This is a genomic window from Klebsiella sp. NPDC088457 (assembly GCF_044900465.1).
GTDB lineage: Bacteria > Pseudomonadota > Gammaproteobacteria > Enterobacterales > Enterobacteriaceae > Klebsiella.
Genome location: NZ_JBJDNH010000006.1, coordinates 40,680 through 62,095 on the forward strand (window position 1 = coordinate 40,680; position 21,416 = coordinate 62,095).

A 21,416-nucleotide genomic window follows, 5' to 3' on the forward strand; every position below is an offset into this window, starting at 1 on the left:
CGCTGGCCTCTTCGCTTAATGAGTTTGCGGATGTGCAGCGTCGTACTGTTTCACCGCCGCCAGGGTTTTCTCGATATGAGTCTCCGGGTTTCGGTCCGTGTAGCTGAGCAGAATGTTGCCATCGGGGGCAATCACGTACGAGGTCCGGTCGGACAGGGTCTTGCCTTTCATCTCCATCAGCGTTTGATACTGTGCCGCCACTTTGGCGCCCGGGTCTGCGGCGACCGCGAACTTATCGCGGCACTCCAGTTTCGAGAAATCACTCACCTGGTCGGTGTTACCGGCGGTCACGCCAATCACGGTGGCCCCCATTTTTGTAAAGTCATCGGTGGCTTCGGCAAAATCATGAGCTTCAATGGTGCAGCCCGCGCTGAAGGCGGCCGGGAAGAAATAGAGCACCACCGGACCTTTTTGTAATGCCTGCTGCAATGAGAAAGTGATCGGTTTACCGGCTAAGGCGCCCTGCAGTTCGAAAGCGGGGGCCTTGGCGCCGACGGGCAGCGCCGCAGCGGCGTTGAACGCGGTGGCGGACAGGCCCAGCGCGACGGTCATGGTCAGAGTACGAGCGAGGTTTTTCATACGTTTCATTATCAGCTCCTGCGATGTAAGGGAGTTCCGGTTGGGTGACTCCACTATTCAGTTCGCCGCAGTGAGGGGAAAAGTTTCGCTGGGGAAAAAATATTTAGCAGGTCACCGGGAGGGCGGGTTACGCCAGCAGACGCTGTAACTGGCGCGCGTTCGTGTGCAATTGCGCGCCAGGGTTGCGGCCAAGCAATACGAACTGATACCCCCGGTTGCGCCACCAGGCGATATTCATCCCGTGCCGCTGCTCAGCGTTAATCGCCGCGCTGCTCTGCTGACGATCCGGCGAGATACACAGCGCCATCGGGCCATATTCGGCGTGAATCCACGCAATTTGCGTAATGGTGGTGCTGTCATAGCGCAACATGCGAACCATTTTCAGCTCCGCGCCCGGCAGGGTGAGCTGCTGCTCGCTGAGAGTTAAACCGATGTCCTCGGTGGTACGCGCCAGGCCTCGTTGCAACACTGCGGGTGAACTGTCCATGTCGAGCAGCGTTTCCGTGCTGTAGAGCGACATGTAGCGGGCTTCAAGATCGCGAATATTTTCACTGTCGTCAGGCGCGCTCGCGCCTGGCCGCGCCAGGTAGCCTAATCCGCTGCCGATCAGCAAAAAACTGAGCGAGGCGGCAATCATGGCGCGGCGGCTAAACTGCGGATGGGCAACGCCGCCATCCGCGGCGGGCAGCGCCGCCAGCTGCGCGTCGAGCCGGCTCTGCATCCGTGCCACCGGGGCTTCATCGAGCAAGGGGGCAAAGGCCTGCGGGTAATGTTGATTGTTGCCCATCAGCTCGGCGATGCGCCCGGCCAGCAGCGGGTCGTCCCGGAATGCGGCTTCGAACCGGCGCGCATCGGCCTCACTCATTTCGCCATCCAGCCAGGCGACGATCGCTTCATCGCCGTAAGGCGGGGTAAAACATAACGATTTCAAGAGGGTATCTCCTTGGCTGAGGGTGGGGCCGCGACCGTTTTTGCCAGCGTAGCGCGCGCCGCCGCCAGCCGGCTCATCACCGTGCCGATGGGGACTGACAGCGTGTCCGCCGTCTCCTGATAGGTAAATCCTTCAACATACACTAAGAATACGGTATTGCGCTGCGCCTCAGGGAGTGCGGCGACCCGTTGCATAATCTGCTGATAATACAGGCGATCCTCGCTCATTTCGCGGCTGTCGGGCGCCGTCAGCTCTTCACTATCCACAAATCCCTGCCCCATGCGTACGTGGCGCGCGCGTAGCTCTGAGATCCAGATGGAGTGCAAAATGGAGAATAACCACCTGTCTATACGCGTCCCGGGGGTAAACTGCGCGCTCTTTTCGAGCGCGCGTACGCAGGTCGACTGAACCAGCTCTTCAGCAATATCGCGGTTGCGAGAGAGGATCAGTCCATAGCGCCAAAGGCGCGACAGATGAGCGGCAAGCTGTGAGCGAACTTCACTGGTTGTAATTTTCTTACCCTCGCGGCGCTATTCAGGATTCAGGATGTCCGTCGATCGCGGCGCGTAAATCCCGGTACTCCTCGCAGCCCTGTCCGCAAATTCCGGCGATGACCTGCAGCTGTTCCTGCGCCAGATCCCGGCGGCCTTTAATCATCCAGGCCTCGCCAAGATATTCGCGCGCTTTCGCGTAATTGGGCGCCAGCGCCAGCGAACGCTGATAATAGCCGATACCTTCATCCGTACGTCCAAGCTTGCGGGTCGCATAGCCGCGGTAGTTCCAGGCCTCGGCCGTATTGCGGTTCTTCAGGGAATCCAGCAGGTTTAACGCCGCCTGATATTCGCCTTTTTTAGCCAGGTGGTAGGCGTAGTTGGTCTTATCCTGATCGCTAAGGCTGCTGGTTTTTGCCGGTACGCATTTTTTACTGACGCTGTCGTAAATCTGTCCATTGGGGCAGTCCGGGGTTTTGCTCTCGGTGCTATTATCGCCCATGGCAAAGGTCTGCGATGCATAGAATAAACATAGCAGTGCCGGGACCATTAAGCGGCGTGCTGTGGGCAGGAAGGGGGAATATAGGGTGTTCATCTTCGTCTCCGTGGCGGCGAAACAGGGAGCCAGGCCACATCCGGCGTAATACGGCGAATGAGGGCGACAGGCCATGATGTTCTGACAATGCGTAAACGTATGAGCGGGGATTTTTATTCGTTCACCCGCAGTTTTTTTTGCAGCCAGCAGAGAAGAGGGGGCGGCAGGCCAGGCGGTCGCCGCTGGAGGAAGCCAAGGGGGAGTGCCTCCCCCTTGATCAAACGTTACTGCCTGGGCTCAGCAACAATGACGCTGCCCACGCCGCGGTTATTGTATTCCCACATGCGGTTGAAGCTGGCGTCGTTGAGGTTACGCTGCGGATTGCCTTTTTCATCCGCGGTGCCGGTATTAGCGCTGAACGCGCGGTTAGAGACCGCCGCATCGGCCCACGGCTTAGCCACATTGAAGCCTTCATTGATGACGCTATCGCGGATCACGACCTGACCATTGGTCGCGCTGTCGACATCCAAAGAGCGCCCCAGCTGCGCAACGCCATCGCCGGAAGCGGTAAAGCGGCTGTTCACCGCCAGGAAACCGTAGGTGACGCTTTTCAACGTCGCCGGTGCGAAGACATAGCCTTCTTTCTGCGTGCGGGAATTCACCACCCGGAAATCGGTGTTATCAAATACGACGGCGCCGCGGCCGGCAACGATATCGACGTCGCCTTCAATATAGCTGTTGCTCACCAGGGTTCGGGTCTGGCGATCGTTCTGCAGACGGTTCTGTACGCCGCTGTTGGTGACGAAGAAGGTGTTCTGACGTCCCAGGATGTTGACGTTGTTAATCTGTACCTTGTCGCCATCGCTGCGTAGCGCCACGGCCTGGTGCGTTCCGGCATCCACGCTATCGCCGAGGTTGTTGGCGATGGTCAGGTTCTGCAGCTGCAGGCCGTTATTCTGCGACCAGAATACCGCCGAGCACATGACGCCCACGGTGGCGGTACGTTTGCTCTGGCAGCTATCGAACATATACCACGCAGGTTTACCCGGCATGTATTTCCCGGCCGGGTTCACCAGGTGGCGCCAGGTGTTGGTATCCATCTCGGAATCAATGGCCTGGCTAATTTTGACATCCAGCGGTTTTTCGCCGGTACCGTACAGCGTTATCGCTCCGGGCGCAGCCGGCACATAGACGGTACCGGTATATTCCCCGGGCTGAATGGCAATAAACTGGCGACGGTCGGAGTGACGCGCGATGGCCGCATCGACGGCTGCCTGAATCGTGGTGTGGGTCACGCCCTGGCCGCCCGCCGGGCCGACAACGAAGTCAGGCTGGGCTGGCGGGCTAATGGCTGCCGGAGTCCACGCCGCGGCGTTGGGATCCAGAGACTGGAAATAGCTGGCGGCGGTGAAATTTTTGGCTTCATCGGCCGTTAACACAGGGCGAGAGGCGGTGCCCGGCGCAGTCTGCGTGGAGGGCTGTTGATCGGCAGGGGTTGAACTACAGGCGGACAACGTCACGCCGAAGGCCAGTGCCAGCGTCAGGCGGGAAACTGAGAATGTGTTCATGTTGCTCCGGGCAAGAATCAATTAACAAGACCTGTGATACTCCGGGTTGCCTCTGCGTTCGCGCGTTCATGGCTATTCACCGCGCAGCAACCCGAATTATGTGGGGTGTAATTATACAAAAATCATTCCCGCAGCGTGAACCTTGCAAGGAATGAACGGCGTGTATAAGTCCTTTAAAACCTGCTTTTTATACTAAGTTGAGCGAAACGGGAAGACGCTGAGCGAAAAAGTTGCCGCAATTGTGGCAGGCGCTGGCTCCAGCCCTCGCGTTCAGTCACAAAAAAATAACAATTACGCCAGCTGGTGTTGACATTCAGTGCGTAATGAAAATAAATGTCTATACAACCCATGACAAGTTAACTGCTATGACTGAAGCCATTTCCGATCGCGTTATCTGGCGAAATGCCCGCCTTGCCACCCTGACTCCGCATGACTCGCGGCCTTATGGCCTGCTGGATAAACATGCGCTGCTGGTCCGCCACGGCCGTATTGAAGGTATTGTGCCTGAAAACGATGCCCCTGCCGGGCGCAGCGTTGATCTTGGCGGCAGACTGCTGACGCCGGGGCTGATTGACTGTCATACCCATCTGGTTTTCGGCGGCAGCCGGGCCCAGGAGTGGGAGCAGCGTCTGAACGGCGTTTCCTATCAGACGATTAGCGCCAGCGGCGGCGGGATTAACTCAACGGTACGCGCCACCCGCGAGAGCAGCGAAGCGCAGCTGTTGGCGCTGGCCCAACAGCGGCTGGATCGCCTGCTGCGTGAAGGCGTCACCACGCTGGAAATTAAGTCCGGCTATGGCCTGGATCTGGAGAACGAGCGCAAAATGCTGCGGGTGGCGCGTCGCCTGGCGGAGAACAATGCGCTAGAACTGTCGCCGACGCTGCTGTCCGCCCATGCCACGCCGCCGGAATATAAAGACGATCCGGACGCTTATATTACGCTGGTCTGTGAAACCCTGCTGCCGGTGCTGTGGCAGGAGGGGCTATTCGAAAGCGTCGATGTATTCTGTGAAAACGTCGGCTTCAGCCCGCAGCAAACCGAACGCGTGTTTCAGGCCGCTCAGGCCCGCGGGATCCCGATCAAGGGGCACGTCGAGCAGCTTTCGTCCCTCGGCGGCGCGCAGCTGGTGAGCCGCTATCATGGCCTTTCCGCCGACCATATCGAATATCTGACGGAAGAGGGGGTGGCCGCGATGAGCCGCAGCGCCACGGTGGCGGTTCTGCTGCCCGGCGCGTTCTATTTCCTGAATGAGACCCGTAAACCGCCGGTCGATCTGCTGCGGCAATACCAGGTCCCGATGGCTGTCGCCACGGATTACAACCCGGGCACCAGCCCGTTCGCCAGCCTGCATCTGGCGATGAACATGGCCTGCGTCAAATTTGGCTTAACCCCGGAAGAGGCGTGGGCGGGGGTTACCCGGCATGCCGCGCAGGCGCTGGGGCGTCAGCACAGCCACGGTCAGCTGGCGAGCGGGTTTGTCGCTGATTTTGCTATCTGGGATGCAGAGCATCCGGTTGAAATGGTGTATGAGCCGGGACGTAGCCCGCTCTGGCGCCGCGTGGTGCGAGGAGAAATGCAATGACGTTGTGGCAACCTACGCCCGCCGATATCTGGCAAGGGCGTGACGACAGCGCGGAAGCCGCCAACGCGCTGCGCCTGTTCCAGACCATGGCGCGGGCCGAGCGCTTTGCGCCCGCGGCGCAGCCGGGAGACATCGCCCTGTTGGGATTCGCCTGTGACGAAGGCGTGCGGCGCAATCGCGGGCGCGCCGGGGCCGAAAAGGGGCCTGAGATCTTACGCCGGGTGCTGGCGAATATGGCCAGCCACAGCGGGCACGATCGCTGTGTGGATATGGGTAACATCGTGGTCGTCGGCGAAGCGCTGGAGGAGGCTCAGCAGGCGCTGCGTGATGCGGTGGCGGCCTGCCAGCGCGCGGGCAAACGTACGCTGGTGCTTGGCGGCGGACATGAAACGGCCTTTGGCCATGGCGCGGGGGTGCTTGATGCCTTCCCCGATGAGAAGGTCGGAATTATCAACCTCGATGCCCACCTCGATTTACGCATTGCCGGGCAGGCGAGCTCAGGAACGCCGTTCCGCCAGCTGGCGCTGGAGTGCGACGCGCAGCGGCGCGGTTTTCATTATACCTGCTTCGGGGCCAGCTGCGCGGCGAATACCCAGGCGCTGTGGGATGAAGCCGCGCGCCGTCAGGTGCGGGTGATTGAAGATCTGGACGTTATCGAGGCTTTCGAATTACGCGTAATGCCGGAAATCGCCCGCAATATCGCCCTGTACGATCGGCTCTATCTGACCATCGATCTGGACGTGCTGCCGGGGCGCGACATGCCGGCGGTGTCAGCGCCAGCGGCGTTGGGCGTGCCGCTGGCGACATTGCTGCGCATCGTCGAGCCGCTGTGCCGCAGCGGCAAGCTGCAGGCGGTCGACCTGGTGGAGTTTAATCCGCAGTTTGACATTGATAGTCAGGGCGCCCGCGCAGCGGCCCGGCTGGCATGGCAAATCGCCCATTGGTGGCGCTGACGATTCAGTATATTCTGATCGTTTCGCCGCCCATTGAGTATAAGGAAAGCCAGGCTATGTTTTCACAGCAACCTCGATCTGCGCCTGCACCGTTCTATGAAAAGGTGAAGCAGGCGATCAGCGAAAAGATTCAGCGCGGCGTCTGGCGTCCGCATGACCGCATTCCTTCTGAGGCGGAACTGGTGGCGCAATTTGGCTTTAGCCGGATGACCATCAACCGGGCGCTGCGTGAACTCACGGATGAGGGCTTACTGGTGCGTTTGCAGGGCGTGGGCACGTTTGTGGCGGAGCCGAAAGGGCAGTCGGCGCTGTTTGAAGTTCGCAGCATCGCCGACGAGATTCTCTCCCGCCACCACCAGCACCGCTGCGAGGTATTGCTGCTGGAGGAGACCGAAGCCGACCTTATCCAGTCGGCCGCGCTGAACGTCGCCGAGGGGACGCGGATTTTCCACTCCCTGATGGTGCATTTTGAAAACGACATTCCGGTACAGATTGAAGATCGCTGCGTCAACGCGACGGTGGTGCCGGACTATCTGCGCCAGGACTATACCGTGACCACGCCGCACGATTATCTGTCGCTGATTGCGCCGTTAACCGAAGGCGAGCATATCGTGGAGGCGGTGCAGGCGAGCGCCAAAGAGTGCGAGCTGCTGCAGATCCACGCCCATGACCCATGTTTGCTGATTCGCCGCCGTACCTGGTCAACCACGCATATCGTTTCCCACGCCCGTCTGCTGTTCCCGGGTAGCCGCTACCGGCTGCAGGGCCACTTTGCCTCCTGACCATCCCTCGCGTCAGCAAAAGCGTGATTGCTGACGCAATATAACAAAATTGTATCATTTCTGTTAAATCCTGGCTTGCGTAGAGTTGTATAGACAAGTATATGTATCTACGTAAACAACGTTAATTGTCAGGAGAAACCCCGATGTCGCAAAGCAAATATCGCCAGCAGGACGTACGTGCGCCGCGAGGCACGACGCTGAATGCGAAGAGCTGGTTGACCGAAGCCCCGCTGCGTATGTTAATGAATAACCTCGATCCCGATGTGGCCGAGAACCCCCATGAGTTGGTGGTCTATGGCGGTATCGGGCGCGCGGCGCGTAACTGGGAATGCTATGACGCTATCGTGAAGGCGCTGAAAAACCTGGAAAGCGACGAAACTCTGCTGGTGCAGTCCGGTAAACCGGTGGGCGTGTTTAAAACCCATGAAAACTCACCGCGGGTGCTGATCGCTAACTCCAACCTGGTCCCGCACTGGGCAACCTGGGAGCATTTCAACGAGCTGGACGCGAAAGGGCTGGCGATGTATGGCCAGATGACCGCCGGCAGCTGGATCTATATCGGTAGTCAGGGCATCGTGCAGGGCACCTACGAAACCTTCGTCGAAGCCGGACGTCAGCACTATCAGGGCAGCCTGAAGGGCCGTTGGGTATTAACCGCCGGTCTGGGCGGTATGGGCGGCGCGCAGCCGCTGGCGGCTACTCTGGCAGGAGCCTGCTCGCTGAACATCGAATGTCAGCAGAGCCGGATCGATTTCCGCCTGCGGACCCGCTACGTTGACGAACAGGCCACCTCGCTGGACGACGCGCTGGCCCGCATCAAGAAATACACTGCGGAAGGCCGGGCAATCTCTATCGCTCTGTGCGGCAACGCCGCCGATATCGTGCCGGAGATGGTCAAACGCGGCGTGCGCCCGGATATGGTCACCGACCAGACCAGCGCCCACGACCCGCTGCATGGCTATTTGCCGAAGGGCTGGAGCTGGGAAGAGTATCAGGCCAAAGCGGAGTCCGATCCGCAGGGGACGATCCTGGCCGCCAAACGCTCCATGGCCGACCACGTCCAGGCGATGCTGGCCTTCCACGAAATGGGGGTCCCGACCTTCGACTACGGCAACAATATTCGCCAGATGGCGCAGGAGATGGGGGTCGGCAACGCGTTCGATTTCCCGGGCTTTGTCCCGGCCTATATTCGCCCGCTGTTCTGCCGCGGCATCGGCCCGTTCCGCTGGGTGGCGCTCTCCGGCGATCCGCAGGATATCTATAAAACCGACGCTAAAGTTAAAGAGATCATCAAAGATGATACGCACCTGCACCACTGGCTGGATATGGCGCGCGAGCGCATCAGCTTCCAGGGGCTGCCGGCGCGTATTTGCTGGGTGGGTCTGGAGTGGCGCCAGAAGCTGGGGCTGGCGTTTAACGAAATGGTCCGCAGCGGCGAAGTTTCCGCGCCGATCGTTATCGGTCGCGACCACCTTGATTCCGGCTCCGTCGCCAGCCCGAATCGTGAAACCGAAGCGATGCGCGACGGTTCCGATGCGGTTTCCGACTGGCCGTTGCTGAACGCCTTGCTGAATACCGCCAGCGGCGCGACATGGGTGTCGCTGCATCACGGCGGCGGCGTGGGTATGGGCTTCTCCCAGCACTCCGGGATGGTTATCGTCTGTGACGGTACCGACGAAGCGGCGGCGCGTATCGCTCGCGTCCTGCATAACGACCCGGCGACCGGGGTGATGCGTCACGCCGATGCCGGCTACGACATCGCGATCGAGTGCGCGGCAGAACAAGGACTGAATCTTCCTATGGTGGCAGCAACGCAGGGGCAACGCTGAAATGAAAAGCTTAACACTTATTCCTGGTCAACTGACTCTGGCGCAGCTGCGCGAGGTATATCATCACCCGCTGAGCATCACCCTCGACGAGCGCGCTTTTCCGGCGATTGACGAGAGCGTGGCCTGCGTCAACGCGATTCTGGCGGAAGGGCGTACCGCTTACGGTATTAACACCGGTTTTGGCCTGCTGGCGCAAACGCGCATCTCTACCGACGATCTGGAAAATCTGCAGCGTTCTCTGGTGCTCTCCCATGCCGCAGGCATTGGCGAGCCGCTGGACGAGGCGATGGCGCGCCTGATTATGGTGCTGAAGATTAACAGCCTCTCCCGCGGCTTCTCCGGTATTCGTCTGAGCGTGATTCAGGCGTTGATTCAGCTGGTGAACAAAGGCGTGACGCCGTGGATCCCGGCCAAGGGTTCGGTCGGCGCGTCCGGCGATCTGGCGCCGCTGGCGCACATGTCGCTGACGCTGCTGGGCGAGGGGAAAGCGCGCGTCGACGGCGAGTGGATGCCGGCGGGGCAGGCGCTGAAAAAAGTCGGTCTCGAGCCGATTACGCTGGCGGCGAAAGAGGGGCTGGCGCTGCTCAACGGCACGCAGGCATCGACGGCGTTTGCCCTGCGCGGCCTGTTTGAGGCGGAAGATCTGTTTGCATCTGCGGTGGTGTGCGGGGCCTTAACCACCGAAGCGGCGCTGGGCTCGCGTCGGCCGTTTGATCCGCGTATTCATGATGCCCGCGGCCAGCGTGGTCAAATTGATGCCGCCGCGCTGTACCGCCATGTGCTGACCGACGACAGCGCGATTTCGCAATCGCATCACAACTGTAGCAAAGTGCAGGATCCGTATTCTCTGCGCTGTCAGCCGCAGGTGATGGGGGCCTGTCTGACCCAGATTCGTCAGGCGGCCGACGTGCTGCTGATTGAAGCCAACGCGGTATCGGATAATCCGCTGGTCTTCGCCAGCGAGAACGAGGTGATTTCCGGCGGTAACTTCCATGCCGAGCCGGTGGCGATGGCGGCGGATAATCTCGCCCTGGCGATTGCCGAAATCGGCTCGCTGTCAGAGCGGCGGATTGCGCTGATGATGGACAGCCATATGTCGCAGCTGCCGCCTTTCCTCGTGAAAAACGGCGGCGTTAACTCCGGTTTTATGATTGCTCAGGTCACCGCGGCGGCATTGGCCAGCGAGAATAAGGCGCTGTCGCATCCGCACAGCGTTGACAGCCTGCCGACTTCGGCAAACCAGGAGGATCACGTCTCGATGGCGCCAGCCGCCGGTCGTCGCCTGTGGGCGATGGCGGACAACACCCGCGGCGTGCTGGCCGTAGAGTGGCTGGCCGCCGTCCAGGGGCTGGATATGCGCGAAGGCCTGGCCAGCAGCCCGCTGCTGGAGGAGGCGCGTCATCTGCTGCGCGAACGGGTCTCGCATTACACCCAGGATCGTTTCTTCGCCCCGGATATTGATAACGCTATTGCGCTTCTGGCGGCGCGTCACCTGACGCGACTGCTACCTGCCGTATTACCCAGTCAGCTCTGATCATCGCTGTTTTCTGTACCTGCGTCGGGGGGATATCTTCCCCCCGGCCGTCCTACGCGCATATTTGTCGTCATACAAAAATTATCAGGACACTCGCATATGCAACAACAACCCTCAAAGCCACACCTGCTGCGCGGGCTGAACGCCCGCCATATTCGTTTCATCGCGCTCGGTTCCGCCATCGGTACCGGGTTGTTTTATGGGTCGGCCGCCGCCATCAAGGCCGCGGGACCGGCGGTTCTGTTAGCCTACCTGATTGGCGGCGCGGCGGTATTTATCGTCATGCGCGCGCTGGGGGAAATGGCGGTGCGCAACCCCGTTTCCGGCTCCTTCGGCAGCTATGCCCGTCAGTATCTCGGACCGCTGGCCGGGTTTATCACCGGCTGGACCTACACCTTTGAAATGGTGATTGTCGCTCTGGCCGACGTCACCGCGTTTGGCATCTATATGGGGCTGTGGTACCCCGACGTCCCGCGCTGGATTTGGGTGCTGAGCATCATCTTTTTCATCGGCGCGATGAATCTGTGCCACGTACGCATTTTCGGCGAGATGGAGTTCTGGCTGTCGCTGATTAAAGTGGTGGCGATTATTGCGATGATCGTCGCCGGCGGCGGCATCATCTTCTTTGGCTTTGGCCATGCGTTCCCGGCGACAGGGCTGGAGAACTTGTGGCATCACGGCGGTTTTGCTCCGAACGGCTGGCAGGGGATTATCGCTTCGCTTGGGATAGTGATGTTCGCCTTTGGCGGGGTGGAAATTATCGGCGTTACCGCGGCTGAAGCGCAGAATCCCAGGAAAGTGATCCCGCAGGCGATCAACACCATCCCCCTGCGCATCGTGCTGTTCTATGTCTGCACGCTGGCGATTCTGATGGCGATTTTCCCGTGGAACAGTTTTGGCGAGCAGGGCAGCCCGTTTGTGCTGATTTTTAGCGGTCTGGGTATTCCGGCTGCGGCGACAATCCTCAATATTATCGTTATCAGCGCCAGTATTTCGGCCATTAACAGCGATATTTTTGGCGCCGGACGCATGATGTACGGCATGGCGAAAGAGGGCATGGCGCCGAAAAGCTTCCAGCGGATTGCCAGCAACGGCGTGCCGTGGATGACGGTGGTGGTGATGGGAGTGGCGCTGCTGGTGGCGGTGGTGCTGAACTATCTGATGCCGGAGCAGGTCTTCGTGCTGATTGCCTCCCTGGCAGCGTTTGCCACGGTGTGGGTGTGGCTGATGATCCTGCTGGCCCATTTCGCCATGCGGCGCGGTCTGTCGGCAGAAGAGCGCCGACAGATTGAGTTCCCGGTGCCGTTCTGGCCGGTCGCGCCGCTGCTGACCCTGCTGTTTATGGGGCTGGTGATTGCGGTGCTGGGGATGGTCGAAGAGACGCGCATTGCGCTGATCGCCGGACTGGTCTGGCTGGCGCTGCTGACGGTGGTGTGGTACGCGAAAGTCAAAAAAAGCGCGGCGCTGCCGGTGGCTGAGCAGTCATCTTCGAGCTGAAGGACTCCCCGGTGGCGCTGCGCTTACCGGGGCGACAAAGGTATTGTCACATCGCCCGGGTAAGGCGTAAGCCGCTACCCGGGGAAGGGCTGACGAGAAAAGGTCAGATAAACAGGGCGGTGATGGATGCGCTGCCCAGGGAATGGAAATGGACGTTAAAGCCCACCATCGCGCCGCTTGCGCCCTCATCCACATCGATCTTGTCGACATCCAGCGCATGTACGGTAAAGATATAGCGATGGCTTTCCCCCTTCGGCGGCGCTGCGCCGCCATAGCCGGCCTGGCCGAAGTCGGTGCGGGTCTGGATGGCGGTTGCTGGCAGCGGCGCCAGACCGGAGCCGGCACCCTGCGGCAGTTCGCGCGTTTCCGCCGGCAGATTGGCGACCACCCAGTGCCACCAGCCGGAACCGGTCGGTGCGTCGGGATCGTAACAGGTCACCACAAAGCTTTTGGTGCCGGCGGGAACTTCGTCCCACGCCAGATGCGGCGAAATATTGTCGCCGTCGTAGCCCATGCCGTTAAAAACCTGACGATGGGGCAATTTGCCGCCATCCTGCAGGTCGTGACTGATTAATTTCATACCGTCTCCTCAGGGATAATCTACTGATTAGCAAAGAAGTGTAGTCCGGTTGACGGCCAATTTCCGCTGCTTATTCGCTAAAAAATGTTTCTTCCTGCACCGCCGCGTTGACCGCCTGGGTCAGGCGCGTCAGCTGCTGCGCGGTGATGACATAGGGCGGCATCAGATAAATCAGGCGGCCGAACGGACGGATCCATACTCCCTGCTCAACGAAGAAACGCTGCAGCGCGGCCATATTCACCGGACGACGCGTTTCCACCACGCCAATGGCGCCCAGTACGCGAACATCGGCCACCTGAGGAGATTCCCGCGCCGGCGCCAGTTCGGCGTTAAGCTGCGCTTCAATGGCCGCCACCTGGCGTTGCCATTCCCCGCTCTCCAGCAGGCGCAGGCTTTCTGTCGCCACCGCGCAGGCCAGCGGATTGCCCATAAAGGTCGGGCCGTGCATAAAGCAGCCCGCAGCGCCATCGCTGATGGTCTCCGCGACCCGTCGGGTGGTGAGGGTGGCCGACAGGGTCATAGTCCCACCGGTCAGGGCTTTACCGAGACAGAGAATATCCGCCGTAATCCCCGCATGTTCACAGGCAAACAGCTTGCCGGTCCGGCCAAATCCGGTGGCAATCTCATCGGCAATCAGCAGGATGCCTTCCCGGTCGCACATCTTGCGAATGCGCTTCAGCCACTCGGGGTGGTACATCCGCATTCCGCCCGCCCCCTGCACAATCGGTTCGAGAATCACCGCCGCGATCTCCTGGCGATGGGCTGCCATCAGCCGGGCAAACGACACCATATCCCGCTCATCCCATTCGCCGCCAAAGCGGCTTTGCGGCGCCGGGGAGAACAGGTTATCCGGCAGATAGCCCTGCCACAGGCTGTGCATCGAGTTATCCGGATCGCAAACCGACATCGCGCCGAAAGTATCGCCATGATAGCCGTTGCGGAAGGTGAGAAACCGCCGGCGCGGTTCGCCTTTTGCCTGCCAGTACTGCAGAGCCATTTTCATCGCCACTTCCACCGCGACCGAACCGGAGTCGGCGAGGAATACGCACTCCAGCGATGCCGGCGTCATCGCCACCAGCTGGCGGCAGAGCGCGACCGCCGGAGGGTGGGTGATGCCGCCAAACATCACGTGCGACATCTGGTCAATCTGCGCTTTCATCGCCGCGTTTAACCGCGGGTGATTGTAGCCGTGAATCGCCGCCCACCACGAAGACATGCCGTCGATTAACTGCTCGCCGCTGGCGAGGGACAGCTCGCAGCCGTGGGCGGCAACCACCGGGTATACCGGCAGCGGGGAAGTCATGGAAGTGTAGGGGTGCCAGATGTGGCACCGATCGAAGGCGAGATCGTCCGTTGTCATAAGTGACTTGTAAACCATTTTGAAAAGTTTTAGGTTTACGAGTATAAACCGAACCGACAATTAACAAAACCCTTTGGAGAGGCCAATGGCTCACCACGCACGCTGGACAATGTCGCAAGTTACTGAGTTGTTTAATAAACCGTTGTTAGACCTGCTGTTTGAAGCCCAGCAGACGCACCGCCAGCACTTTGATCCGCGCCAGGTCCAGGTCAGCACGCTGCTGTCGATTAAAACCGGCGCCTGCCCGGAAGACTGCAAATACTGCCCGCAAAGCGCGCGCTATAAAACCGGTCTGGAATCGGAGCGCCTGATGGAAGTGGAACAGGTGCTGGAGTCGGCGCGGCAGGCGAAAAATGCCGGTTCAACCCGCTTCTGCATGGGGGCGGCATGGAAAAACCCCAACGATCGCGACATGCCGTACCTGGAACAAATGGTCAAAGGCGTCAAAGCGTTGGGGCTGGAGTCCTGTATGACGCTCGGGACCTTGACCGACAGCCAGGCGCAGCGCCTGGCGGGAGCCGGACTGGACTACTACAACCATAACCTGGACACCTCGCCGGAATTCTACGGCAATATCATCACCACCCGCACCTACCAGGAGCGGCTGGATACCCTCGACAAGGTGCGTGACGCCGGGATCAAGGTCTGCTCGGGCGGGATCGTCGGCTTAGGCGAAACCGAGAAAGATCGCGCCGGCCTGCTGCTGCAGCTGGCTAACCTGCCGACGCCGCCGGAGAGCGTGCCGATCAACATGCTGGTCAAAGTGAAAGGCACGCCGCTGGCCGATAACGATGACGTCGACGCCTTTGATTTTATCCGCACCATCGCGGTGGCGCGGATTATGATGCCGACATCGTACGTGCGTCTTTCCGCCGGGCGCGAGCAGATGAACGAACAGACGCAGGCGATGTGCTTTATGGCCGGGGCGAACTCGATTTTCTACGGCTGCAAGCTGCTGACCACGCCGAACCCGGAAGAGGACAAAGACCTGCAGCTGTTCCGCAAGCTGGGCCTTAACCCGCAGCAGACGGCGGTGCTGGAAGGGGATAACGAACAGCAGCAGCGTCTGGAACAGGCGCTGCTCAACCCGGATACCGAGGAATATTACAACGCGGCGGCGCTATGAGCTGGCAGCAACGGATCGAGCGGGCGCTTGGCGAACGGCGGGAGGCGGACGCGTTTCGCCAGCGCCAGCCGGTCACCCAGGGGGCCGGGCGGTGGCTCGCCCGCGAAGGCCAGCGCTGGCTGAATTTCTCCAGCAATGACTATCTCGGGCTGAGCCAGCATCCGAAGATTATCGCCGCCTGGCAGCAGGGGGCGGCGCGTTATGGCGTCGGCAGCGGCGGCTCCGGCCACGTCAGCGGCTACAGCGAGGCGCATCGCGAGCTGGAAGAGGCGCTGGCTGACTGGCTGGGCTACCCGCGCGCGCTGCTGTTTATTTCCGGATTTGCCGCCAATCAGGCGCTGATTGCCGCGCTGCTTGCAAAGGACGATCGCATCGTCGCGGACCGGCTGAGCCACGCTTCGTTGCTTGAGGCGGCCAGCCTCAGCCCGGCGCAGCTCAGGCGTTTTGCGCACAACGACGTGCAGCAACTCGGCGATCTGTTGGCAAAGCCCCTGACCGGCCAGCAGCTGGTGGTAACCGAAGGGGTATTCAGCATGGATGGCGACAGCGCGCCGCTCGGCGATATCGCCCGTACCACCCGGGCGGCTGACGGCTGGCTGCTGGTGGATGACGCGCACGGTATCGGGGTGATGGGCGATGAGGGACGCGGCAGCTGTCATGCCCGGAACGTCCGCCCGGAACTGCTGGTGGTGACCTTTGGCAAAGCCTTTGGCGCCAGCGGGGCGGCGGTACTCTGCGACGATGCGCTGGCGGACTACCTGCTGCAGTTCGCCCGCCATCTGATTTACAGCACCGCCATGCCCCCGGCCCAGGCGCTGGCGCTGAGCGCGGCGCTGGCGGTTATCCGCAGCGATGACGGCCAGCAGCGTCGGGAAAAACTGGCCAGCCACGTGGCGCAATTTCGCGCCGGCATGGCCAGCTTCCCCGGCGAGCTCAGCGCCTCAACCAGCGCGATTCAGCCGCTGATCGTCGGCGACAATACGCGGGCGTTGCGACTGGCGGCAAGCCTGCGCGAGCAGGGCTGCTGGGCGACGGCGATCCGCCCGCCGACGGTGCCGGCCGGCAGCGCGCGGCTGCGCCTGACGCTCACCGCGGCGCATGAGTCCACCGATATCGCCCGTCTGCTGGAGGTGCTGCATGGCGGCGGTGAATAAACGCGCGGTGGCCGCGGCCTTTGGCCGGGCGGCCACCCACTATACGCAGCACGATGAGCTGCAGCGGTACAGCGCGGAGCTGCTGCTGCGCCGGCTGGCAAGCCGGGCCTTTGCCGAGGTGCTGGATGCCGGCTGCGGCCCCGGCAGTATGAGCCGCTACTGGCGCGATGCCGGAAGCCACGTCACGGCGCTGGACCTCTCGGTCGAGATGCTGGCGCAGGCGCAGCGTGGGGGGGGCGCCCACCGCTACGTGGCGGGCGATATTGAGTCGCTCCCGCTGGCGGATGGCTGTGTCGATCTGGCGTGGAGCAACCTGGCGGTCCAGTGGTGTGACAGTCTGGCGCGGGCGGTGGATGAACTCTGTCGGGTGGTGCGTCCCGGCGGCAGGGTGGCGTTCACCACGCTGCTGGCCGGTTCGCTGCCGGAACTTAATCAGGCCTGGCAGGCGATTGATGCCCGCCCGCACGCCAACCGCTTTCTCAGTGAGCAGGCGGTGCGCGAGGCGCTGGCCGGACGACGGGTTAGCGGACAGGTTCACGCCGTCAGCCTGCCGTTCGCCGATGCGCTGAGCGCGATGCGTTCGCTAAAAGGCATCGGCGCGACTCATCTGCATCAGGGACGCAGCGCCGCGCCGTTAAGTCGGGGCAAACTGCGCGAGCTCCAGCTTGCCTGGCCAAAACAGCAGGGGCTGTGCCCGCTGACGTACTATCTTTTTACAGGAGTCATTGCACGTGACTAAACGTTTTTTCGTCACCGGAACCGACACTGAAGTCGGGAAAACCGTCGCCAGCTGCGCCTTACTGCAGGCGGCTAATCTATCCGGGCTGCAGAGCGCGGGCTATAAGCCGGTGGCCTCCGGAAGTGAAGATACGCCGCAGGGGCTGCGCAACGACGATGCGCTGGCCTTGCAACGTAACAGCAGCGTGGCGCTGAGCTACGCCCAGGTTAACCCCTGTACCTTCGCTGAACCGACCTCTCCGCATATTGCGAGCGCCGATGAAGGCCGCCCGATTAGCGGGGCCGCGCTCTCCGCCGGGCTGCGCGAGCTGGAAAAGCTGGCCGGGTGGGTGCTGGTGGAAGGGGCGGGAGGCTGGTTCACGCCGCTCTCCGATACTCTGACCTTTGCCGACTGGGTGCGGGACGAACGGCTGCCGGTTATTCTGGTGGTGGGCATCAAACTGGGCTGCATCAACCATGCGCTGCTGACGGCCCAGGCGGTGCGTCAGGCGGGGCTGCCGCTGGCCGGCTGGATCGCGAACGACGTCCAGCCGCCGGGCAAGCGTCATGCCGAGTACCTGGCGACCCTTAAGCGCCTGCTCCCGGCGCCGTTGCTGGGGGAGATCCCGTGGCTGGCGGACGCGCCGCAGCGCGAGGATCTCGGGCAGTATCTGGACCTTAACGCGCTGGATCTGGCGTCATCCACTGCGCCAGCAGCGGCTCATCCAGCTGGATAACGTTGCCCTGCGCCACGCTGCGGCCGCGATGAAGCAGGCAGAACCGGTCCGCCACCCGGCGAATAAACGGCAGGTGCTGTTCGGCAAGCAGCACCGTTAACCCGATATCGCGATTCAGCCGCACCAGCAGGTCCCCCAGCTTTTGCATGAAGTGATGCCCGCTGCCGCGCGAAGGCTCATCAAGGATCAGCAGGCGCGGTTGAACAATCAGCGCCCGGGCCAGCGCCAGCTGGTACTGGTCATCTTCCGAGAGCATCGCCCCTTTGTGCTGGCGCAGAGCGTACAATTCGGGAAATAAATCGTAAATCTCGCCCTTCACCGCGGCGCCGGGGTTCCCCCCGGCCGCCAGCGCAATATGCAGATTCTCCTCCACGCTCAGCTGGGAAAAGATGCGCTTGTCCTGCGGGACGTAGCCGATGCCAATAATCGAGCGGGAGTGGGCGGAAAGCGGCGTGAGATCGCAAGGCGGGGCCCCGATGTCATGCCAGGTCATCGTGCCGCTGGCGACCGGGAGATGCCCGGTAATGCAGTTTACCAACGTGGTTTTCCCCATCCCCTGCAGCCCCATCACGCAGGTGCACTCCCCTGGCCGGAGTTCAAGGTCGACATTCCATAGCGTGTGCTGACTTCCGTAGTACTGATTAACTGCGTGTAGACTCAACATAGACGTTTTCTCCTTTTTGGGGATAGCGAGCGACATGAAGATTCTGCAAATCTCTTGCCAGGAAAAAGATGTTTCGGTGTTTTCTCGCAAAGACAGGGGGCGCAGGGCATCACAGCGGCGGGTTAACGAGGCGGTTGCACTTTCCCGGTGCCAAAGCGCATGAAATTTGGTGCAGAAAGCAACAAAAAGGTGGCCGTCCTTAGCTGATAAATATCAAAAATAATTCGATAATTTTTTTTAGCCGGCCGATTTTTGCCGGCGGGCGATTTCTGCCGGGTGGCAGACCTCATGGCCTGCAGAGACTTATCCACTATTCCTGTGGATAACCTTGTGCATTAGAGTTAGAGAACTTGCGGTAAGCTAGAGATTACGCGGCCTGCGGCTGAATTGGCGCGAAACCCATCTTTTGTTTAATTTCATTTAATATCAATTAGTTGAATAAAAGCAATGGCTGTAAGGAAAGTGTCACCTGCTGCCATAAAAGATTCATTACCCTGCTTGACAAATGTTAAATCCTAAATCTTTCTGGGGATAACCCCACTGACTGGCGGATTATTCCGCAAGGCGGCCTGTTTTTAGCCCAAAACGATGGGTCGCTCGCCGGTATGGCGTATAGACAATAATGCGATACTGGTTTTATATCCAGTGTTATTTATTGGCAAAAGCTGGCGTGGAGGGTAGAATTAAACACCTGCCGCATACGGCCAGGCGCGTCATCCTTCTTCAGGGCCAGAGATATGAGTAAAACGTTCACGCTGCATTCCGCATTCCGTCCCTCTGGCGATCAGCCAGAAGCTATTCGCCGCCTCGAAGAGGGGCTGGAAGATGGCCTGGCGCATCAAACGCTGCTGGGGGTAACCGGTTCAGGTAAAACCTTTACCATCGCTAACGTCATTGCCGACCTGCAGCGTCCGACGATGGTGCTGGCGCCGAACAAAACGCTGGCGGCCCAGCTGTACGGTGAGATGAAAGAGTTCTTCCCGGACAACGCGGTGGAATATTTCGTCTCCTACTACGACTACTATCAGCCTGAAGCCTATGTCCCGAGCTCGGACACCTTCATCGAGAAAGACGCCTCGGTGAACGAACATATCGAGCAGATGCGTTTGTCGGCGACCAAAGCGCTGCTGGAACGGCGTGATGTGGTGGTGGTGGCCTCGGTGTCGGCGATTTACGGCCTCGGCGATCCCGACCTCTATCTGAAAATGATGTTGCACCTGACGACCGGTATGCTGATTGACCAGCGGGCGATTTTGCGCCGTCTGGCGGAGCTGCAATACACCCGTAACGATCAGGCCTTCCAGCGCGGTACTTTCCGCGTGCGGGGGGAAGTCATCGACGTCTTCCCGGCTGAGTCTGACGATATCGCGCTGCGTATCGAGCTGTTCGATGAAGAAGTTGAGCGTCTGTCGCTCTTTGATCCGCTCACCGGGCAGGTGGAATCAACCATTCCGCGCTATACCATCTATCCGAAAACGCACTACGTTACGCCGCGCGAGCGGATCGTGCAGGCGATGGAAGAGATTAAAGTCGAACTCGCCGACAGGCGGAAGGTGCTGCTGGAGAACAACAAGCTGCTGGAAGAGCAGCGTCTGACCCAGCGTACTCAGTTCGACCTCGAAATGATGAACGAGCTCGGCTACTGCTCCGGTATCGAAAACTACTCGCGCTATCTTTCCGGGCGCGGGCCGGGCGAGCCGCCGCCGACGCTGTTTGACTACCTGCCGGCGGATGGGCTGCTGGTGATCGACGAATCCCACGTCACGATCCCACAAATCGGCGGGATGTACCGCGGCGACCGGGCGCGTAAAGAGACGTTGGTCGAGTACGGCTTCCGTCTGCCATCGGCGCTGGATAACCGCCCGATGAAGTTTGAAGAGTTTGAGGCTCTGGCGCCGCAGACGATTTACGTCTCGGCTACCCCCGGGCCCTATGAGCTGGATAAATCCGGCGATGAGGTGGTCGACCAGGTGGTGCGCCCGACCGGGCTGCTTGACCCGCTGATCGAGGTGCGCCCGGTGGCGACCCAGGTCGATGACCTGCTCTCGGAAATTCGCATCCGCGTCGCGATCAACGAGCGCGTGCTGGTCACCACCTTGACCAAAAGGATGGCGGAGGACTTAACCGAGTACCTTGAAGAGCACGGCGAGCGCGTGCGCTATCTGCACTCGGATATCGATACCGTTGAACGTATGGAGATTATCCGCGACCTGCGCCTTGGCGAGTTTGACGTGCTGGTGGGGATTAACCTGCTGCGTGAAGGGCTGGATATGCCGGAGGTGTCGCTGGTGGCGATTCTGGACGCCGACAAAGAAGGCTTCCTGCGTTCAGAACGTTCTCTGATTCAGACGATTGGCCGTGCGGCGCGTAACATCAACGGCAAAGCGATTCTTTACGGCGATAAGATCACCGCCTCGATGGCGAAAGCCATCAGTGAGACCGAGCGTCGTCGTGAGAAACAGCAGCGTTATAACGAAGAGCACGGTATCACCCCGCAGGGTCTGAATAAGAAAGTGGTCGATATTCTGCAGTTGGGCAGCAACCTGGCGAAAACCAAAGCGAAAGGGCGCGGTAAATCACGCTCGCCGGTTGAAGCGGATGCTCCGGCGGCACTGACGCCGAAGGCGCTGCAGCAGAGAATTCACGAGCTGGAAGCGCAGATGATGCAGCATGCGCAGAATCTGGAGTTTGAAGAGGCCGCGCAAATCCGTGACCAGCTGCACCAGCTTCGCGAGCTGTTTATCGCCGCATCGTAGCGGCAGGCCGCGGAGAGGCGGTTCCGGGGCGGCCAGCGCC

The 21,416-nt window shown here is 60.6% G+C and carries 19 protein-coding genes; 11 read left to right on the forward strand and 8 right to left on the reverse strand.

All coding sequences use genetic code 11. The features are described 5' to 3' along the window. Positions 1–15: 15 nt before the first annotated feature. The 5 genes from ACI2JR_RS05575 to ACI2JR_RS05595 form a co-directional block, all read right to left on the reverse strand. Entirely contained in the window at positions 16–588 is a 573-nt protein-coding gene (locus ACI2JR_RS05575; RefSeq protein WP_132727957.1) for a peroxiredoxin, read from the reverse strand. Between the two features lie 118 nt (positions 589–706). Then, on the reverse strand, positions 707–1,510 hold the full coding sequence (locus tag ACI2JR_RS05580) for an anti-sigma factor family protein (protein WP_462478069.1): 804 nt from the start codon (positions 1,508–1,510) through the stop codon (positions 707–709). After that, positions 1,507–1,983, reverse strand: coding sequence for a sigma-70 family RNA polymerase sigma factor (locus ACI2JR_RS05585; RefSeq protein WP_462478102.1), 477 nt, complete (start codon positions 1,981–1,983; stop codon positions 1,507–1,509). Before ACI2JR_RS05585 ends, ACI2JR_RS05580 begins: the two co-directional genes overlap by 4 nt. A 61-nt stretch (positions 1,984–2,044) precedes the next feature. Next, positions 2,045–2,596 carry a tetratricopeptide repeat protein gene (locus ACI2JR_RS05590; RefSeq protein WP_132727948.1) on the reverse strand — a complete coding sequence of 184 codons (552 nt, stop codon included), beginning with the start codon at positions 2,594–2,596 and terminating at the stop codon, positions 2,045–2,047. Positions 2,597–2,820: 224 nt separating this feature from the next. After that, positions 2,821–4,104: a putative acyl-CoA thioester hydrolase gene (locus ACI2JR_RS05595; protein WP_132727945.1), complete on the reverse strand. Its 1,284-nt coding sequence runs from the start codon at positions 4,102–4,104 to the stop codon at positions 2,821–2,823. Between the two features lie 323 nt (positions 4,105–4,427). Between ACI2JR_RS05595 and hutI the strand changes: the two genes are divergently transcribed. The 6 genes from hutI to ACI2JR_RS05625 all read left to right on the forward strand — a co-directional run bounded on the left by hutI (position 4,428) and on the right by ACI2JR_RS05625 (position 12,282). Continuing rightward, positions 4,428–5,687, forward strand: a complete 1,260-nt coding sequence (gene hutI, locus ACI2JR_RS05600; protein ID WP_462478070.1) for an imidazolonepropionase — start codon at positions 4,428–4,430, stop codon at positions 5,685–5,687. After that, complete coding sequence (hutG, locus tag ACI2JR_RS05605) at positions 5,684–6,640, forward strand: formimidoylglutamase (protein WP_462478071.1); 957 nt, start codon at positions 5,684–5,686, stop codon at positions 6,638–6,640. The genes hutI and hutG overlap by 4 nt, the downstream gene beginning before the upstream one ends. Positions 6,641–6,696: 56 nt before the next feature. Then, complete coding sequence (locus ACI2JR_RS05610) at positions 6,697–7,422, forward strand: histidine utilization repressor (protein WP_132727936.1); 726 nt, start codon at positions 6,697–6,699, stop codon at positions 7,420–7,422. A gap of 143 nt (positions 7,423–7,565) precedes the next feature. Beyond that, a complete protein-coding gene (hutU, locus tag ACI2JR_RS05615; RefSeq protein ID WP_462478072.1) occupies positions 7,566–9,251 on the forward strand; it encodes a urocanate hydratase in 1,686 nt (561 codons plus the stop codon). A gap of 1 nt (position 9,252) precedes the next feature. Beyond that, on the forward strand, positions 9,253–10,785 hold the full coding sequence (gene hutH / locus ACI2JR_RS05620; protein WP_462478073.1) for a histidine ammonia-lyase: 1,533 nt from the start codon (positions 9,253–9,255) through the stop codon (positions 10,783–10,785). A 99-nt stretch (positions 10,786–10,884) separates the two neighbouring features. Continuing rightward, a complete protein-coding gene (locus ACI2JR_RS05625; protein ID WP_132727927.1) occupies positions 10,885–12,282 on the forward strand; it encodes an amino acid permease in 1,398 nt (465 codons plus the stop codon). Between the two features lie 103 nt (positions 12,283–12,385). Here the strand turns inward: ACI2JR_RS05625 and ACI2JR_RS05630 are convergent, their stop codons facing one another. Together ACI2JR_RS05630 and bioA are read right to left on the reverse strand one after the other, a co-directional pair. Then, positions 12,386–12,862 carry a kinase inhibitor gene (locus ACI2JR_RS05630; protein ID WP_132727924.1) on the reverse strand — a complete coding sequence of 159 codons (477 nt, stop codon included), beginning with the start codon at positions 12,860–12,862 and terminating at the stop codon, positions 12,386–12,388. A gap of 70 nt (positions 12,863–12,932) precedes the next feature. Continuing rightward, complete coding sequence (gene bioA, locus ACI2JR_RS05635; RefSeq protein ID WP_462478074.1) at positions 12,933–14,222, reverse strand: adenosylmethionine--8-amino-7-oxononanoate transaminase; 1,290 nt, start codon at positions 14,220–14,222, stop codon at positions 12,933–12,935. Between the two features lie 85 nt (positions 14,223–14,307). Between bioA and bioB the strand changes: the two genes are divergently transcribed. From bioB to bioD, 4 genes are read left to right on the forward strand one after another with little or no spacing between them, the layout of a single operon-like run. Next, positions 14,308–15,348: a biotin synthase BioB gene (gene bioB / locus ACI2JR_RS05640; protein WP_049267849.1), complete on the forward strand. Its 1,041-nt coding sequence runs from the start codon at positions 14,308–14,310 to the stop codon at positions 15,346–15,348. Continuing rightward, a complete protein-coding gene (bioF, locus tag ACI2JR_RS05645) occupies positions 15,345–16,502 on the forward strand; it encodes an 8-amino-7-oxononanoate synthase (protein WP_132727919.1) in 1,158 nt (385 codons plus the stop codon). The genes bioB and bioF overlap by 4 nt, the downstream gene beginning before the upstream one ends. Then, complete coding sequence (gene bioC / locus ACI2JR_RS05650; RefSeq protein WP_462478075.1) at positions 16,486–17,241, forward strand: malonyl-ACP O-methyltransferase BioC; 756 nt, start codon at positions 16,486–16,488, stop codon at positions 17,239–17,241. The genes bioF and bioC overlap by 17 nt, the downstream gene beginning before the upstream one ends. Next, positions 17,234–17,956 (forward strand): dethiobiotin synthase, encoded by a 723-nt coding sequence (gene bioD, locus ACI2JR_RS05655; protein WP_132727913.1) that lies wholly within the window; start codon positions 17,234–17,236, stop codon positions 17,954–17,956. Before bioC ends, bioD begins: the two co-directional genes overlap by 8 nt. Here the strand turns inward: bioD and ACI2JR_RS05660 are convergent. After that, a complete protein-coding gene (locus tag ACI2JR_RS05660) occupies positions 17,898–18,620 on the reverse strand; it encodes an ABC transporter ATP-binding protein (protein ID WP_132728140.1) in 723 nt (240 codons plus the stop codon). The genes bioD and ACI2JR_RS05660 overlap by 59 nt on opposite strands. 737 nt (positions 18,621–19,357) lie before the next feature. On the opposite strand from ACI2JR_RS05660, the gene uvrB reads away from it, so the two are divergent. Further along, a complete protein-coding gene (gene uvrB, locus ACI2JR_RS05665; RefSeq protein WP_132727910.1) occupies positions 19,358–21,376 on the forward strand; it encodes an excinuclease ABC subunit UvrB in 2,019 nt (672 codons plus the stop codon). Positions 21,377–21,416: the final 40 nt, after the last annotated feature.

Coding starts and splice junctions, on each gene's coding strand:
- bioC (WP_462478075.1), top strand. CDS start 16,486: ATGGCGGCGGTGAATAAACGCGCGGTGGCCGCGGCCTTTGGCCGGGCG.
- ACI2JR_RS05575 (WP_132727957.1), bottom strand. CDS start 588: ATGAAACGTATGAAAAACCTCGCTCGTACTCTGACCATGACCGTCGCG.
- bioB (WP_049267849.1), top strand. CDS start 14,308: ATGGCTCACCACGCACGCTGGACAATGTCGCAAGTTACTGAGTTGTTT.
- ACI2JR_RS05660 (WP_132728140.1), bottom strand. CDS start 18,620: ATGTTGAGTCTACACGCAGTTAATCAGTACTACGGAAGTCAGCACACG.
- ACI2JR_RS05625 (WP_132727927.1), top strand. CDS start 10,885: ATGCAACAACAACCCTCAAAGCCACACCTGCTGCGCGGGCTGAACGCC.
- hutG (WP_462478071.1), top strand. CDS start 5,684: ATGACGTTGTGGCAACCTACGCCCGCCGATATCTGGCAAGGGCGTGAC.
- uvrB (WP_132727910.1), top strand. CDS start 19,358: ATGAGTAAAACGTTCACGCTGCATTCCGCATTCCGTCCCTCTGGCGAT.
- bioA (WP_462478074.1), bottom strand. CDS start 14,222: ATGACAACGGACGATCTCGCCTTCGATCGGTGCCACATCTGGCACCCC.
- hutU (WP_462478072.1), top strand. CDS start 7,566: ATGTCGCAAAGCAAATATCGCCAGCAGGACGTACGTGCGCCGCGAGGC.
- ACI2JR_RS05590 (WP_132727948.1), bottom strand. CDS start 2,596: ATGAACACCCTATATTCCCCCTTCCTGCCCACAGCACGCCGCTTAATG.
- ACI2JR_RS05595 (WP_132727945.1), bottom strand. CDS start 4,104: ATGAACACATTCTCAGTTTCCCGCCTGACGCTGGCACTGGCCTTCGGC.
- hutH (WP_462478073.1), top strand. CDS start 9,253: ATGAAAAGCTTAACACTTATTCCTGGTCAACTGACTCTGGCGCAGCTG.
- ACI2JR_RS05630 (WP_132727924.1), bottom strand. CDS start 12,862: ATGAAATTAATCAGTCACGACCTGCAGGATGGCGGCAAATTGCCCCAT.
- bioF (WP_132727919.1), top strand. CDS start 15,345: ATGAGCTGGCAGCAACGGATCGAGCGGGCGCTTGGCGAACGGCGGGAG.
- hutI (WP_462478070.1), top strand. CDS start 4,428: ATGAAAATAAATGTCTATACAACCCATGACAAGTTAACTGCTATGACT.
- ACI2JR_RS05610 (WP_132727936.1), top strand. CDS start 6,697: ATGTTTTCACAGCAACCTCGATCTGCGCCTGCACCGTTCTATGAAAAG.